14 protein-coding genes are annotated in these 14,119 nt (G+C 74.4%); 6 read left to right on the top strand and 8 right to left on the bottom strand.

Features of this window, described 5'->3' with window-relative positions; genetic code table 11:
* Positions 1–174: 174 nt before the first annotated feature.
* Both NHH00_RS11655 and NHH00_RS11650 read right to left on the bottom strand, forming a co-directional pair.
* Positions 175–1,035, bottom strand: a complete 861-nt coding sequence (locus NHH00_RS11655; RefSeq protein ID WP_374614844.1) for an ABC transporter permease — start codon at positions 1,033–1,035, stop codon at positions 175–177.
* The gene (locus NHH00_RS11650) at positions 1,032–2,042 is read right to left on the bottom strand and encodes an ABC transporter ATP-binding protein (protein WP_253052257.1); all 1,011 of its coding nucleotides are present in this window, start codon (positions 2,040–2,042) and stop codon (positions 1,032–1,034) included. The genes NHH00_RS11655 and NHH00_RS11650 overlap by 4 nt, the downstream gene beginning before the upstream one ends.
* A 132-nt stretch (positions 2,043–2,174) precedes the next feature.
* On the opposite strand from NHH00_RS11650, the gene NHH00_RS11645 reads away from it, so the two are divergent.
* Positions 2,175–3,104, top strand: a complete 930-nt coding sequence (locus NHH00_RS11645; RefSeq protein WP_253052252.1) for a TetR/AcrR family transcriptional regulator — start codon at positions 2,175–2,177, stop codon at positions 3,102–3,104.
* Between the two features lie 145 nt (positions 3,105–3,249).
* Positions 3,250–4,944, top strand: coding sequence for a phosphoglucomutase (alpha-D-glucose-1,6-bisphosphate-dependent) (gene pgm, locus NHH00_RS11640; RefSeq protein WP_253052250.1), 1,695 nt, complete (start codon positions 3,250–3,252; stop codon positions 4,942–4,944).
* 76 nt (positions 4,945–5,020) lie between these two features.
* Here pgm and NHH00_RS11635 read toward each other — a convergent pair whose 3' ends face one another.
* Together NHH00_RS11635 and NHH00_RS11630 are read right to left on the bottom strand one after the other, a co-directional pair.
* Positions 5,021–5,923, bottom strand: coding sequence for a 2Fe-2S iron-sulfur cluster-binding protein (locus NHH00_RS11635; protein ID WP_253052248.1), 903 nt, complete (start codon positions 5,921–5,923; stop codon positions 5,021–5,023).
* Entirely contained in the window at positions 5,920–7,824 is a 1,905-nt protein-coding gene (locus tag NHH00_RS11630; RefSeq protein WP_253052246.1) for an FAD-binding protein, read from the bottom strand. The genes NHH00_RS11635 and NHH00_RS11630 overlap by 4 nt, the downstream gene beginning before the upstream one ends.
* A 228-nt stretch (positions 7,825–8,052) precedes the next feature.
* On the opposite strand from NHH00_RS11630, the gene NHH00_RS11625 reads away from it, so the two are divergent.
* Positions 8,053–8,781, top strand: coding sequence for a hypothetical protein (locus NHH00_RS11625; RefSeq protein ID WP_253052244.1), 729 nt, complete (start codon positions 8,053–8,055; stop codon positions 8,779–8,781).
* A gap of 111 nt (positions 8,782–8,892) precedes the next feature.
* On the opposite strand, the gene NHH00_RS11620 is transcribed toward NHH00_RS11625, so the two are convergent.
* Positions 8,893–9,198 carry a GNAT family N-acetyltransferase gene (locus NHH00_RS11620; protein ID WP_253052242.1) on the bottom strand — a complete coding sequence of 102 codons (306 nt, stop codon included), beginning with the start codon at positions 9,196–9,198 and terminating at the stop codon, positions 8,893–8,895.
* A 203-nt stretch (positions 9,199–9,401) separates the two neighbouring features.
* Here NHH00_RS11620 and NHH00_RS11615 point away from each other — a divergent pair, with 203 nt between their 5' ends.
* Positions 9,402–10,676 carry an MFS transporter gene (locus NHH00_RS11615; RefSeq protein ID WP_253052515.1) on the top strand — a complete coding sequence of 425 codons (1,275 nt, stop codon included), beginning with the start codon at positions 9,402–9,404 and terminating at the stop codon, positions 10,674–10,676.
* Between the two features lie 64 nt (positions 10,677–10,740).
* Here the strand turns inward: NHH00_RS11615 and NHH00_RS11610 are convergent, their stop codons facing one another.
* The 3 genes from NHH00_RS11610 to NHH00_RS11600 form a co-directional block, all read right to left on the bottom strand.
* Positions 10,741–11,058, bottom strand: a complete 318-nt coding sequence (locus NHH00_RS11610; RefSeq protein WP_141389852.1) for a type II toxin-antitoxin system PemK/MazF family toxin — start codon at positions 11,056–11,058, stop codon at positions 10,741–10,743.
* Positions 11,055–11,381 (bottom strand): hypothetical protein, encoded by a 327-nt coding sequence (locus NHH00_RS11605; RefSeq protein WP_253052240.1) that lies wholly within the window; start codon positions 11,379–11,381, stop codon positions 11,055–11,057. Before NHH00_RS11605 ends, NHH00_RS11610 begins: the two co-directional genes overlap by 4 nt.
* 148 nt (positions 11,382–11,529) lie before the next feature.
* Positions 11,530–12,105 carry a helix-turn-helix domain-containing protein gene (locus tag NHH00_RS11600; RefSeq protein ID WP_253052238.1) on the bottom strand — a complete coding sequence of 192 codons (576 nt, stop codon included), beginning with the start codon at positions 12,103–12,105 and terminating at the stop codon, positions 11,530–11,532.
* Between the two features lie 47 nt (positions 12,106–12,152).
* Here NHH00_RS11600 and NHH00_RS11595 point away from each other — a divergent pair, with 47 nt between their 5' ends.
* Complete coding sequence (locus NHH00_RS11595; RefSeq protein ID WP_253052236.1) at positions 12,153–13,037, top strand: class I SAM-dependent methyltransferase; 885 nt, start codon at positions 12,153–12,155, stop codon at positions 13,035–13,037.
* 84 nt (positions 13,038–13,121) lie between these two features.
* On the top strand, positions 13,122–14,114 hold the full coding sequence (locus NHH00_RS11590; protein ID WP_253052234.1) for an NAD(P)/FAD-dependent oxidoreductase: 993 nt from the start codon (positions 13,122–13,124) through the stop codon (positions 14,112–14,114).
* Positions 14,115–14,119: the final 5 nt, after the last annotated feature.

Genomic DNA, 14,119 nt, shown 5'->3' with positions numbered 1-14,119 from the left:
CCCGGGTCACCGGGCCTCTGCGAGCGTACGACCGCCCGAGTAGCGCCTCGCGGCGAACACCGCGAGGACGGGCACGACGTCCGCCCGACCCGGGACGAACGTCCTCGGTCGAACCCGGGGTCGCTCCCCACGACGGTGTCGCGGTGGGGAGCGGTCCCGGGTTCGCCGCGAGGGTCAGACCGTCTTGCGGGTGCGGCGGATGCCGATCCAGAGGCCGACGACGCACGTCACCGCCGCGGCGACGAAGCCCCACAGCACGTCGGGGTCCGCGAACCTCCCGGCGAGCAGCGCGCGCTCCGCGTCGACGATGTACGTCAGCGGGTTGAACAGCGCCGCCGTGCGCATCCACGCCGGCCCGGCCTCGAGCGGCAGCATCATCCCGGAGAGGATGAGCAGCGGGAACAGCAGCGACTGCTGCACGCCCCAGAACAGCCACTCGCGGTTCTTCGCGGCGAGCGCGAGCGCGATCGACAGCGCGCCCACGCCGATGCCGAACAGCCCGAGCAGCAGCAGCCCGACGAGCAGGTGCAGCGGGTAGAGCGTGAACCCGAACGGGACGCAGACGAGCGCGATGAGCAGGCCCTGCACGACGAGCGGCGCGAACTCCTTGAGCGAGCGGCCGACGAGGATCGCGGACCGGTCGAGCGGCGTCGCGAGGACGCGCTCGTAGGAGCCGGTCATCATCTCGTACAGCAGGTTCGACCCGCTCATGGACGTGCCGAACAGCGAGATCATGACGATCACGCCGGGCACGAACCACTGCAGCGTCTCCGCCGTCGACCCGCCGCCGCCGGGCGCTCCACCCCCGAACCCGCCGACCGCGCCCGTGAGCAGCGGGCCGAACAGGCCGAGGAAGATCAGCGGCTGGAGCAGCGAGAAGATCAGCGTGAAGGGATCACGCAGGACGAGCAGGATCTCGCGCGTGAAGACGGCCCAGGTGTCGGCGAGGAACTTCGCGGCCCCGGTCCGCATCACCGCGTCGGTGCCGGGCGTCGTCCGGCTCGCCGGGGACGACAGGTCGGTGCGCGTGCTCATGCGGCCTCCTCTCGCAGGCTGCGCCCGGTGAGGTTGAGGAACACGTCGTCGAGGCTCGCCTGCTTGAGCTCGGCCGAGCGGACGGCCAGGCCGCCGACGCGCAGCGCCTCGATGGCCTCGGGCAGCCGGTCGGCGCCGTGGGTCGTGGAGATCCGGACGGACACGACGCCGTCGGCGCCGCTCGTGCTCTCGACCTGACCCACGTCCTCGGCGAGGGACGCGCGGACGCGGCCGACGACGTCGGGCACCGCGACCGGCCCTTCGCCGGGGACGCTGCTCCCGCCGGCCGCGGGGACCACCGCGAGCGTGATGACGTCGTCGGCGTGGCTGTGCTTGAGCGCGTCCGGCGTGGCGTCGGCGATGATCTCGCCGTGGTCGATGACGACGACGCGCTCGGCCATGCTGTCGGCCTCGTCGAGGTAGTGCGTGGTGAGCACGATCGTCATGCCGTACCGCTCGCGCATCGCGGCGATGTGCTCCCACAGGTTGGCGCGGGCGTGGGGGTCGAGGCCCGTCGTCGGCTCGTCGAGGAACAGCAGCGGCGGGTGGTTCATGAGCCCGAGCGCGACGTCGAGCCGACGCCGCTGCCCGCCGGAGAGCGACTGGACCGTGCGCTTCTCGAGCCCGCCGAGGTCGAGCGCGGCGAGCAGGTCGGCGGCGCGCCGCGCGTACTCGGCGGGCGGCAGACCGTAGAACCGGCCCTGGTTGTGCAGCTCGTCGAGCACGCGGTAGGAGTAGCCGCCGCCGTTGCCCTGGCCGATGAAGCCGATGCGGGAGCGGACCCGTGCCGGGTCGCGGGCGACGTCGTAGCCGGCGACCTCGGCGGTCCCGGCGGTCGGTTCGAGGAGGCTCGTCAGCATCCTCAGGGTCGTGGACTTGCCGGCCCCGTTGGGACCGAGGAAGGCGACGAGCTCGCCCTCCCGGACGTCGACGTCGATGCCCTTGACGGCTTCGACGGTCTCTTTCTTGCGATGGAAGGTCTTGGTCAGGCCACGGGCTCGGATCACCGGAGCCACCCTTTCGTACGCCGTACCGAAATTGACGATCCACGTTAGCATACGGTGTACGGGAACAGGCAAGCCTTTGTCCCGCCGGGCTCCTCCGGGCGGGACGCGACCGAAGTCGGGGAGGATACGCACGTGACGACCGACCGCACCGACGAGCGCGACGGCGACCTCGCGCCGTCGGGCACCCCGCAGACCTCGCCCGCGCCCCCGGAGCCGGAGGAGCCGGAGCGACCGCGCGGCGTCGTCGCGGCCGCGGACGCCGGGGTCGCCTCCGCCGTGCAGGCCGCGGAGCACGCACGGGCCCAGTTCACCGAGGTCGTCCGGACGCCCGAGATCACGCGCCGCCTCGCGCTCCTGTGGGACCCGCCCGCGCCCGCGACGCGCGGGCGCAAGCCGCGCCTCACGCTCGACGACGTCGTGAAGGCCGGGACCGCCGTCGCGCAGGAGGGCGGGCTCGACGCGCTGTCCATGCGACGCGTCGCGACCGAGCTCGGGGTCGGCGCGATGTCGCTGTACACCTACGTGCCCGGCCGCACCGAGCTCGTCGACCTCATGATCGACCGCGCGTACGCCGAGCTCGACCTGCCGGCGGCGGGAGCCCCGTGGCGGCCCGCGCTGGCGCAGTACGCGCACGAACTGTGGAACCTCTACCTGCGCCACCCCTGGATCCTGCAGACCAACATGTGGCGCGCCCCGCTCGCGCCGCACGTCCTCGACGCCCAGGAGGCAGGGCTGCGCACGATCGTCGACACCGGCCTCTCCGAGCTCCAGGTCGTCGACACGCTCGGCCTCGTCGACAACTACGTCCAGGGCCTCGCGCGCGCCACGATCGCCGAGCGGACCGAGCGCGACGCGACCGGCGTCGGCAACGACGAGTACTGGACGACGCTCGGCAGCTTCTGGGAGGACTGGTTCGACGTCGAGCGCTACCCCGTCATGACCCGCGTCTACGTCGCGGGCGGGTTCGACGCCCCGCAGGGCCCCTTCGACGCGAGCCTCGACCGCCTCCTCGACGCCGTCGAGATGGCGATCGACCGCGCGAACACCCCCGAGCCGACGTAGAGCCCCGGTCCGCCGAGGTAGAGCCCCGGTCGGCCGAGGTAGAGCCCCGGTCCGCCGAGGTAGAGGTCTGGTCCGCCGAGGTAGAGGTCTGGTCGCACCGCGGTAGCGGCTGACGCGCGGGCGCCACCCCTGGCAGGATCGACCCATGGATCCCCGCGCCGGCACCCCCGCCCAGCCCAGCGACCTCATCGACGTCGACGCCGTGGTCGGCGCCTACTACGACCTCACCCCCGACGTCGACGACCCTGCCCAGAAGGTCGTGTTCGGCACGTCGGGCCACCGCGGGTCGAGCCTCGATCACGCGTTCAACGAGGCGCACATCATCGCGATCACCGCGGCGATCGTCGAGTACCGGCGCTCGCAGGGCACGGACGGCCCGCTGTTCATCGGGCGCGACACGCACGCGCTGTCGCTGCCCGCGTGGCAGACCGCGCTCGAGGTCCTCGTCGCCGCGGGCGTCCAGACCTACGTCGACGCGCGCGACTCGTTCACCCCCACCCCCGCCGTCTCGCAGTCGATCCTCCTGCACAACGAGGCGACGACGGTCGACGGCGTCCGCACCACCGGGCCCGGGCTGGCGGACGGGATCGTCGTGACGCCGTCGCACAACCCCCCGCGCGACGGCGGCTTCAAGTACAACCCGCCGCACGGCGGCCCCGCCGGCTCGGAGGCGACCGGCTGGATCGCGGACCGCGCCAACGAGATCCTGCGCACCGGCGTCGGCAGCGTGCCGCGCGTGCCGCTGACCCAGGCGCTCACGTCCGAGCACGTGCACAAGCACGACTTCCTCACCACGTACGTCGACGACCTGGCGAACGTCCTCGACCTCGACGCGATCCGCGACTCCGGCGTGCGGATCGGCGCCGACCCGCTGGGCGGCGCGTCGGTCGAGTACTGGGGCGAGATCGGCGAGCGGTACGGGCTCGACCTCACGGTCGTCAACCCGCAGGTCGACCCGCGCTGGGCGTTCATGACGCTCGACTGGGACGGCAAGATCCGCATGGACTGCTCGTCGCCGTACGCGATGGCGTCGCTCGTCGCGGGGATGACCGGCGACTCCGGCGACGCCGAGGGCGGCGCGCCGTTCGACGTCGCGACCGGGAACGACGCCGACTCCGACCGCCACGGGATCGTCACGCCCGACGCCGGGCTCATGAACCCCAACCACTACCTCGCCGTCGCGATCCAGTACCTCTACGGCGGCGCGCGCGAGGGCTGGCGCGACGACGCCGCGATCGGCAAGACGCTCGTGTCGTCCGCGCTCATCGACCGGGTCGCGGGCGGCCTCGGGCGGCGCCTCGTCGAGGTGCCGGTCGGGTTCAAGTGGTTCGTGCCCGGCCTGCTCGACGGGACCGTCGGGTTCGGCGGCGAGGAGTCCGCCGGGGCGTCGTTCCTGCGCAAGGACGGCCGCGTCTGGTCGACCGACAAGGACGGCCTCCTCCTCGCACTGCTCGCGTCGGAGATCATCGCGACGACGGGTCGCACGCCGTCCGAGCACCACCGCGACCTCGTCGAGCGCTACGGCGAGTCCTGGTACGCGCGCGTCGACGCGCCCGCCACGCTCGAGGAGAAGGCCACGCTCGGCAAGCTCTCGCCCGAGCAGGTCACCGCGACCGAGCTCGCGGGCGAGCCGATCACCGCGAAGCTCACGAACGCGCCCGGCAACGACGCCCCGATCGGCGGGCTCAAGGTGACGACCGAGAACGCGTGGTTCGCGGCCCGGCCGTCGGGCACGGAGAACGTCTACAAGATCTACGCCGAGTCGTTCGTCTCCGCCGAGCACCTGACCCAGGTCCAGGCCGAGGCGAAGGACGTCGTCTCCGCGGCTCTCGGGAGCTGACGACCCCGCCGAGGTAGAGGCGTGGTCACGACCACGCCTCTACCTCGCGGGACCAGGGCTCTACCTCGCGAGGGGGCTAGGTCGCGCGACGGCGTTCGCGCGCGTCCCACGTGTCCGTCGCGACGCGCTGGGCGTCGCGGAGCGCGCGGGCGGGGTCGACGCCCTTGGGGCAGACCTGCGTGCACGCGCCGACCTGGATGCACGGCCAGACGCCGAACTCGGTGTCGAGCACGTCGGCGCGGTCGAGCTCGCCCGCGTCGCGCGAGTCCTCGTCCCAGCGGCGCGCTGTCGCGACGACGGCCGGGCCGAGGAAGTCGGGCGCGACGTCGAGCTGCGGGCACGCGGCGTAGCAGAGCATGCAGTCGATGCACTCGGCGAAGCCCTTGAACGCGGCGAGCTCGCCCGGCGTCTGCCGGTGACCCGACGCCGGCCCGACCGCCCGCAGCACGTCCCCACCGTCCGGCGTCCGCGAGCCGTCGACGCCCTCGCCCACCTCGACCCCGACGCCGACCCCCGCTCCGGCGGCCCCGGCCCCCGCCCCGGCTGCGCCCGAGGGCGGGTCGACGAGCGGGAGGCGCGTGGCGCCGTCGGGCACGAGCCAGGGCTGCACGGAGGCGAGCTTGCCGAGGAACGTGTCGGTGTCGACGACGAGGTCGCGCAGCACCTCGGCGTGCGCGAGCGGCTCGACGACGAGGCCGGACGTGCGGTAGCCGCGCACGAACGTCTCGCAGCCGAGCACCGGGCGGCCGTTGACCATGACGCCGCAGCTCCCGCAGACGGCCATCTTGCACGACCACCGGAACGTCAGCGTGGGGTCGGCGTGGTCCTTGACCCACTGGAGCGCGTCGAGCACGGAGGTGCGGTCGTCGTAGGGCACGTCGAACACGTCCCGCCGCCCGGTGCCCGCGCCGTCGGGCGACGTCCGCGCGACCTCCAGCCGCACCCTGCGCCCCTCGACCGGCGACTCTGCCTCGCTCACAACCCCGCCCCCTCGTCCGCCGAGAACGACATGGGGGTCGTTGTCGGGCTCTTTCCGACCCTCAGGTCGTGTTCGGCGCCCACGGGGTGGGGCGCGGCGACCGCACCCACGGGGACGTGCTCTACCTCCAGCGTGCCGTCCACGCCCAGCCGGGCCTCCGAGTGGTGTGCCACCGGCTCGCGCTCCGGGAAGTCGAGGCGCTGGTGGGCGCCGCGGGACTCCTCGCGCGCGAGCGCGGCGGCGACGGTCGCGTGCGCGACGAGCAGGGTCGCGCCGAGCTCGACGGTCGTCGCCCAGTCGGTGTTGAGCACGGCGCTCGTGTCGGCGACGCGCACGTCGGCGTACCGGGCGCGGAGGTCCTCGACCGCCGCGAGCGCCCGCCGCAGCCCGTCGGCGTCACGGTAGATCCCGGCGTCGGCGTCGAGGACGCGCCCGAGCTCGGCCCGGATCGCGGCGGGCGGCTCGGTCCCGCGGCCCCGCATCGCAAGGTAGCCGTCGGCGATCTCGGCGGCGCGGTCGACCACCGCCCCGTCCGCCGACGCCGGACCGACGCCGGCCCCGGCACCCGCCGCGCCGCTGTCGGCCCCCGGGTGCCCGACCGACCGCGCCCACGCGAGCGCCGCCTCGCCCGCCGCGCGCCCGACGACGAGGGTCTCGACGAGCGAGTTGGACCCGAGCCGGTTGGCGCCGTGCAGACCCGTGGACGCGCACTCCCCCGCGGCGAACAGCCCGGCGACGGCGGTCGTGCCGCGCACGTCGGTGCGGATGCCGCCCATCGTGTAGTGCGCCGTCGGGCGGACGGGGACGGGCTCGGTCGCCGGGTCGACGCCCGCGAACTGCCGGGCGAGGCCGGTCACCAGGGGCAGCCGCTCGGCGAGGCGCTCCTTGCCGAGGTGGCGCAGGTCGAGCAGGACGACGCCGCCGTCGGGCGTCGGGATCGTGCGCCCGTCGCGGTCGGCGTGCCAGAACGCCTGCGAGAGCCGGTCGCGCGGCCCGAGCTCCATGGTGCGCGGCACCGGCGCCCCGACGGGCGTCTCCGGGCCGAGCCCGTAGTCGGCGAGGTAGCGGCGGCCCTCGGCGTCGAGCAGCACGCCGCCCTCGCCGCGGGCGGCCTCCGTGAGCAGGATGCCGCTGCCCGGCAGGCCGGTCGGGTGGAACTGGAGGAACTCCATGTCGCGCAGCGGCACGCCCGCCCGCAGCGCCATCGCGGTGCCGTCGCCCGTGCAGATGCCCGCGTTCGTGCTGGTCCCCCACGCGCGCGCCGAGCCGCCCGTCGCGAGGACCACCGCGGGCGCCTCCAGGAGCAGCGGCTCGCCGCGGTGCTGGTCGTGCACGACGACGCCGCGCACCCGCGCGTCCGGCCCGTCCGGGTCGTCGACCACGAGGTCGAGCACGTGGTGCTCGTCGTACCGGCGGACCGGGCCGTCCGCGCTCGAGTACCGCAGCGACGTCTGGAACAGGGTGTGGAGCAGGTGGAAGCCGGTCTTGTCGGCCGCGAACCAGGTGCGCGCCCGGCTCATGCCGCCGAACCGGCGGACGGCCACGTCGCCGTCGTCCGTGCGCGACCACGGCAGGCCCCAGCGCTCCAGGCGGTACAGCTCGCCCGCCGCGCGCTCGACGACGAACCGGACGGACTCCTCCTCGCACAGCCCCGCGCCGCCGGCGAGGGTGTCGGCGACGTGCTGCTCGAGCGAGTCGTCGTCGCCCACGACGCCCGCGGCCCCGCCCTCCGCGGCGACGGTGTGCGAGCGCATCGGGTAGACCTTCGAGACGAGCGCGACGACGGGCGAGCGGCGGTCGTCCTGGCCCGCGGCCTCCGCGATCGCGAGCGCGGCACTGAGACCTGCGCCACCGCCACCCACGACGACGACGTCGGCGCGCTCGACCCGCAGGGCACTCACGCGCACCCCCACGGTGCGGAGGTCGCGGGGCGAACGCGCAGGTCCGCGCACGCGGGAGGGGCCGGGGAGAAGGAGCGGCGAGGCATAGGGGAAGGGTCCTCGCGCCCCGGCCGCGGCGCAACAGGCGAAGGTCCCGGGCCGTCTCATGGGCACCGCTCCCCATCGAAGCGCGCGCTCGTCTGTGGGTAAGGTCCGTCCGGCACCTCTCCCCGACACCCGGAGCTCACCATGCGTCCCGTCCGTTCCGCCGCACGTCTGACCGTCGCCGCCGCGCTCGCGCTCGGCCTCACCGCGTGCACCATCAACGTCGGCGGCGACACGCCCGAGACGCCGACGCCGGACGAGACGTCCGCCGAGGAGACCGCGCCGGTCGACGACGCGGAGGAGGTCGACGACGCCGCGGCGGAGGAGACCGGCTCGAGCGGCGAGCTGCCCGACTGGGCGAACCCCGTCACGACCCCGGGCGAGCAGATCTCGACCTTCAACGTGGGCGACGTGCGCGTCGACGTCTACCAGGTGGGCGTCACGCAGGCGACGAAGGACGGCCTGTTCGTCGACCCGGAGAACAACCTGCCGATCATCGCCGAGGGCGACGACATCGTCTTCGTCAACTACGTCATCACGAACGAGGGCGCGCCGATCGACCTCGGCTCGAGCCTCGTGAGCATCGACGAGCGCTACGACGACTGGCCGTACATGCAGGGCATGGACACCATCGTCGACGACGAGCTGTACGAGGCGCAGGGCGTGAACGACGACGGCATGGCGCCGGGCGCGTACCGCGAGCCGACCGTCTACACGTTCGGCACCGGCCAGTCCTACTCGTACGCGACGAACTTCCGCTACCAGCCGGGCTCGCCCATCACGTTCGACGGCACGATCGTCCCGGTCGACGCCGAGGGCGAGCTGCTGCACGACGAGCGCATGGAGGGCGAGGGGACCGGCACCATCTCGTGACCCCTGGCGAACCCTCGCCGGTTCGCTGCCGCGCGCGAGCGCCCTGGTCCCTCGGGACCGGGGCGCTCCGTCGTCTCACCGGCGAGCGTCGCACCGCCGCCGGGTGTCGCCTCACCGCTGCGTGAGGTCCGCGTAGTCCGGGTGGCGCTCGATGTACGCGCGGATGAACGGGCACAGCGGGACGACGCGCTCCCCCGACGCCCGGACCTGGTCGAGCGCACCGACGGCGAGCGCGGAGCCGACGCCCTGGCCCTCGAACGCGGGGTCGACCTCGGTGCGCGTGAAGATCACCTTCCCCGGCTCGCGGACGTAGGCGGCGAACCCGGCGACGACGCCGTCGTCGGTGCGGGCCTCGAAGCGGTCGCCCTCGTCGGTGACGGTGACGGTCGTGGCGCGGGGTGCGGGGCTGTCGGTCATGGCGCCCATCGTCGCCGCCGCACGGCCGGCGGACAACCGGCGCGCGCCGGACTGGCCACGTGGCGAGACGGTCGTCACGTCCGGCCGCGAGCCGCGAAATCGCTACCGGGCGGGCGGCTTCCGGGTGCGACACTGGGACGGTGGTCCAGGATTCTCCGTCGCGCGCTGACGACCCCGAGCACCCCGAGCACCGGCGGGACGACCTGACGACCGACGGGACGACGTCGGGCACCCCCGCGGAGGCCGGGACGACGTCCCGGAACCCCTACCGCGCCGTGCTCGCGCTGCCCGGCGCGTGGCGGTTCTCCGCCGCGGCGCTCGTGGCGCGCCTGCCGATGTCGATGGTCGGCATCGGCACGATCCTCATGATCCAGGGCATCTACGGCGAGTACGCGCTCGCGGGCCGGGTCGCGGCGGCGCTCGTCGTCGCGCAGGCGATCGTGTCGCCGCAGATCGCGCGGCTGGTGGACCGGACCGGCCAGCGCGCCGTCATGCTGCCGATGCTGGCGGCCGCGACGGTCGGCCTGGGCGGGCTCATCCTGTGCGCGGTGCTGCGCGCGCCCGAGTGGACGCTCTACGCGTTCGCGGCGCTCGCCGGCGCGACGCAGGGGTCGTACGGGTCGATGGTCCGCGCGCGCTGGACCCACACGGTGCCCGACGCGCGTCGCCTGCACACCGCCTACTCGCTCGAGTCGGCGCTCGACGAGCTCGTGTTCGTCGTCGGCCCGGTGCTCGCGACCGTGCTCGCGACGAGCGTGTCGCCGTCCGCGGGGCTTCTCGTGCCGCTCGTCGCGGCGGTCGTCGGCGGGCTCTGGTTCCTGTCGCAGCGCGCGACTGAGCCGCCGGTCGTGGTCCCGGAGCCCGGCGTGAAGCAGCGCTCCGCGATGCGGTCGGCCGGGATGATCGTGCTCGCCGTGATCTTCGTGGCGATGGGCATCGTGTTCGGCGCGACCGACGTGTCGACCATCGCGTTCGCCGAGGAGCAGGGGCAGAAGGGCGCGGCCGGGCTGATCCTCGCCGTCTTCGCCATGGGCTCGCTCATCTCCGGCCTCGTGTACGGCGCGCGGCACTGGGTGTCGCCGCTGTGGCGCCGGTTTGTCATCGGGATCGTCGCGCTCGCCGCGGGTGTCTCGCTGTTCTTCTTCGTCACCTCGATCCCGGTCCTCGCCGCGGTGATGTTCGTGACCGGGTTCGCCATCGCGCCCACGCTCATCAACGGCAACAACCTCGTCCAGAACCTCGTCGCGCCGAACCAGCTCACCGAGGGCCTCGCCTGGGTCGGCACGTCGCTCGGCGTCGGCGTGTCGATCGGGTCGTCCGTCGCGGGGTCGCGCATCGACGCGGGCGGCGCGCACGCCGGGTTCGAGGTCGTCGTCGCGGCCGCGGCGCTCGCCGTCGTGCTCGTGCTCGCCGCGCTCCGGTCGCTGCGCCGCAACGCGGACCGCGAGGACGTCACGGACGGCACGCCCGCCCACTGACGCGGGGTACCGCGAGACGATCGACGTCGAGGCCCCCGAGGACGACGGACGGGACGGCTCGGCCTCAGATGATGCCGAGGTAGCTCTGCACGGCCCGCTCGAGCGCGTCCAGGTCGTCTCGAAGAAGGAAGTCGACCGGCTCCCCGACGACGTAGTCGGTGTCGATCGCACGGAGCTGGTCGACGAGGAGCACGGTCTCCTGGCCGGCGATCTCGAGGACGGGCCGGAAGATCGCACGCTGCGCGCTGGTCGAGGTCGGCACGATCGTCGCGACGGACCACGGCATGTTCGTCGGGGACAGGACCACCCCGTACCGCCGACCGCCCTGCTCGTGGCCCCGGGGGTCACCGAGGTCGACGCGGTAGACGGCGCCGCGGATCACCAGGCGTCCGGCTCGTCGTCGAGGTTCTCGTGGGCGAGATTCTCCGCATCGACGCGGGCCTGGTCGACCCACTTCTCGTGCGCGACCAGGTGCAGGCCACGGCGGACGGCGTCGCTGGCGGTGACGCCTTCGTCGCGGAGGCGGTCGAGGATCCGGCGCTCCTCGGGGGTGGGTCGGAACGTGACGGAGTCGCGCTTCGCCGACGCGCCCTCGCCCTTCCCGGCCCGCGGGGTCCCCCCGGCAGGCACGTTCTTCCCGCCCCGCGAGGTCGAGCCTCGGGGGGCCGTTCTCTCGTGCGCGGTGCTGCGGGTTCTCATCGCCATGATCACGACACTACGCCTTCTGTCCCACATTTGTCAGACACGGCCCGGCTCGACTGACGCCCGCACGTCCTCTCAGCGTCGCCCCCTCGGGTCGACGAGCACTCCGCGGGATCGGCGGGGTCCACGACGCCGCTGGTCGCGCCATCCGTCAGGCCGGGTCGGTCCCCGAGAGGTGGGCGCGCTCGCCCTCCTGGTCGAAGATCGTGAGGATCTCGACCGGGCCCTCGTGCGCGCCGAACGAGTGCGGCACCATCGTCGAGAACTCGGCCGCCTGGCCCTCCTGCACGAGGATCCGGCGGTCGGCGAGGTAGACGACGGCCGTCCCGGACAGGACCGTGAACCACTCGTGACCCGGGTGGACGCGCTGGTGCTCCGGGCCGACGGCGCGCTCGGGCGTCAGGCGCATCTTCGCGACCATCGTCCCGGGACGGTCGCGGGACAGCAGCCACGTCGTCTCCCCCGGCCGGCGCTGCGGCTCGGGCCGGATGACCACGTCCTCGTCGTCGACCGGCTCGACGAGCTGGTCGAGCGTCGTGCCGAGCGCGCGGGCGATCGGTACGAGCTGGTCGAGCGCGATCCGTCGGTGCCCGGTCTCGAGGCGGCTGAGCGTCGACGGGCTGAGGAAGCACCGTGCCGCGAGCGCGTCCAGGGTCCAGCCGCGCGCGAGGCGCAGCCCGCGGATGCGCTGGCGGACGACAGCGTCCAGATCGACTTCTTGCGTCATGAGCAAGATCCTATGCCTCCAGCGCAGAACCGTCCTACCGTGGAGGCATGGACTCCCCCGGGAACCACGGCGCGCACCACCACGGCCACGACCACGCTGTCGGGCACGGGGATGCCACTGGGCACGGGCATGCCGCGGGCCACGCGCACGACGGCCACGGGATGGCCGAGCTGCTCGAGCTCGACGCGTCCGTGTTCGGCGGGCTGCTCGACCAGGCCGTCGCGGTCGCGGTCCAGCACGCACCGGCCCCCACGCGCGTCGTCGTCGACCTCGGCGCCGGGACCGGCACCGGGACGCGCGCCCTCGCCCGCGCGTTCCCCGACGCGGAGGTCGTCTCCGTGGACGCGGACCCCGCGATGCTCGAACGGCTGCGCGCGGGGCTCGCGGGAGACGGGCTCGAGGCACGCGTGCGCACCGTCGAGGCCGACCTCGACGCCGGGTGGCCCGACGTCGGCAGCGCCGACCTCGTGTGGGCGTCCGCGTCGCTGCACCACGTCGCGGACCCGGCGCGCGTCCTGCGCGACGCCCACGACGCGCTCGCTCCCGGGGGCCTGCTCGTCGTCGTCGAGATGACGGCGACGTCGCCCGTCCTGCCCGACGACGCAGCGCACGCCGACCTGGCCGCGCACCTCGAGAGCGCGATGGCCCACGCCGGCTGGAACCGCTACCCCGACTGGACGCCCTACCTGACCGACGCCGGGCTGGAGGTCGTCGACCGGCGCGCGCCGACCGCCGTCGTGCCGCCGGGACCGGACGCGTCCCGCTGGGCACGCGCCACCGCGGCGCGCCAGCGCGAGCACCTCGCGGAGCACCTCGACCCCGCCGATCTCGCCGCGCTCGACGCGGTGCTCGCGGCGACCGACGACCCCTCGACGCACACCGTCGGAGCGCGCGGCGGCCGCATCGTCTGGGCCGCCCGCCGACCCCGCTGAGCGCGTGACACAGTCGCCGTCCGGGCCGATCCCCGCGACTCGTTCACGCACTCGGCGAAGCCCCCGTCACTGCTGAGGAGAGCCATGACCGCCACCACCTCCACCCCTGACCACCACACCTACGACGTCGCGATCGTCGGCGGCGGGCCCGCCGGGCTGAGCGCCGCGGTGACGCTCGCGCGGTCGCTGCGCTCCGTCGTCGTGCTCGACGCCGGCGAGCCGCGCAACGCGCCCGCGGAGGGCGCGCACAACCTGCTGGGGCGCGAGGGCGTCCCCCCGCGCGAGCTGCTGGCCGCGGGCCGTGCCGAGGCCGAGGGCTACGGCGCCGAGGTCCGCGACGCGCGCGTCGCCCACGCGGCCGGCGACGCCGAGTCCGGCTTCACGCTGACGCTCGACGACGGCGCGACCGTCCGGGCACGGCGCGTCCTGCTCGCGACGGGCCTCGTCGACGAGCTCCCCGACGTCCCCGGGGTCCGCGAGGGCTGGGGGTCGACCGTGCTGCACTGCCCGTTCTGCCACGGCTGGGAGGTGCGCGGGCAGCGGGTCGCGGTCCTCGCGACCGGCCCGGCGGCGGCGCACCAGGTGCTGCTGTTCCGCCAGCTCACGCCGCACGTCACGCTCTTCCAGCACACCGCCCCCGAGCCCGACGACGCCACGTGGGAGCAGCTCTCGGCGCTCGGCGTGCGCGTGGTCGAGGGCGAGGTCGCGCGCCTCGACGTCGAGGGTCGGGCCGTGCGGTCGGTCGTCCTCGCGGACGGGACGTCGTTCGCGGTGGACGCGGTCGTCGTCGGGCCCCGGTTCGTCGCGCGCGGCGAGCTGTTCGAGCAGCTCGGCGGGTCGCTCGAGGACCACCCGGCCGGCCGGTTCGTGCCCGCCGACCCGCGGGGCATGACCGCCGTCCCAGGCGTCTGGGCGGCCGGCAACTCGAGCGACCTCATGGCCCAGGTGGGCGCGTCGGCGGCGGCCGGCGTCATGGCGGGCGCGGGGATCCACGGCGAGCTCGCCCAGGCCGACGCGGCGCTGGCCGTGGCGCGCCGCCGCACCCCGTTCGCGGCGCACGCCGAGCCCGCGGTCTGAGCCCC

Origin of the sequence: Cellulosimicrobium cellulans, from assembly GCF_024124905.1 — a bacterium.
Lineage (GTDB): Bacteria > Actinomycetota > Actinomycetes > Actinomycetales > Cellulomonadaceae > Cellulosimicrobium > Cellulosimicrobium cellulans_G.
This window is presented reverse-complemented; position numbering and strand designations above follow the sequence as displayed.

What these genes read in the sequence shown, in the direction of transcription:
- NHH00_RS11595 (WP_253052236.1), top strand. Translation starts at nt 12,153, where the DNA reads ATGGACTCCCCCGGGAACCACGGCGCGCACCACCACGGCCACGACCAC.
- pgm (WP_253052250.1), top strand. Translation starts at nt 3,250, where the DNA reads ATGGATCCCCGCGCCGGCACCCCCGCCCAGCCCAGCGACCTCATCGAC.
- NHH00_RS11600 (WP_253052238.1), bottom strand. Translation starts at nt 12,105, where the DNA reads ATGACGCAAGAAGTCGATCTGGACGCTGTCGTCCGCCAGCGCATCCGC.
- NHH00_RS11625 (WP_253052244.1), top strand. Translation starts at nt 8,053, where the DNA reads ATGCGTCCCGTCCGTTCCGCCGCACGTCTGACCGTCGCCGCCGCGCTC.
- NHH00_RS11655 (WP_374614844.1), bottom strand. Translation starts at nt 1,035, where the DNA reads ATGAGCACGCGCACCGACCTGTCGTCCCCGGCGAGCCGGACGACGCCC.
- NHH00_RS11590 (WP_253052234.1), top strand. Translation starts at nt 13,122, where the DNA reads ATGACCGCCACCACCTCCACCCCTGACCACCACACCTACGACGTCGCG.
- NHH00_RS11605 (WP_253052240.1), bottom strand. Translation starts at nt 11,381, where the DNA reads ATGGCGATGAGAACCCGCAGCACCGCGCACGAGAGAACGGCCCCCCGA.
- NHH00_RS11620 (WP_253052242.1), bottom strand. Translation starts at nt 9,198, where the DNA reads ATGACCGACAGCCCCGCACCCCGCGCCACGACCGTCACCGTCACCGAC.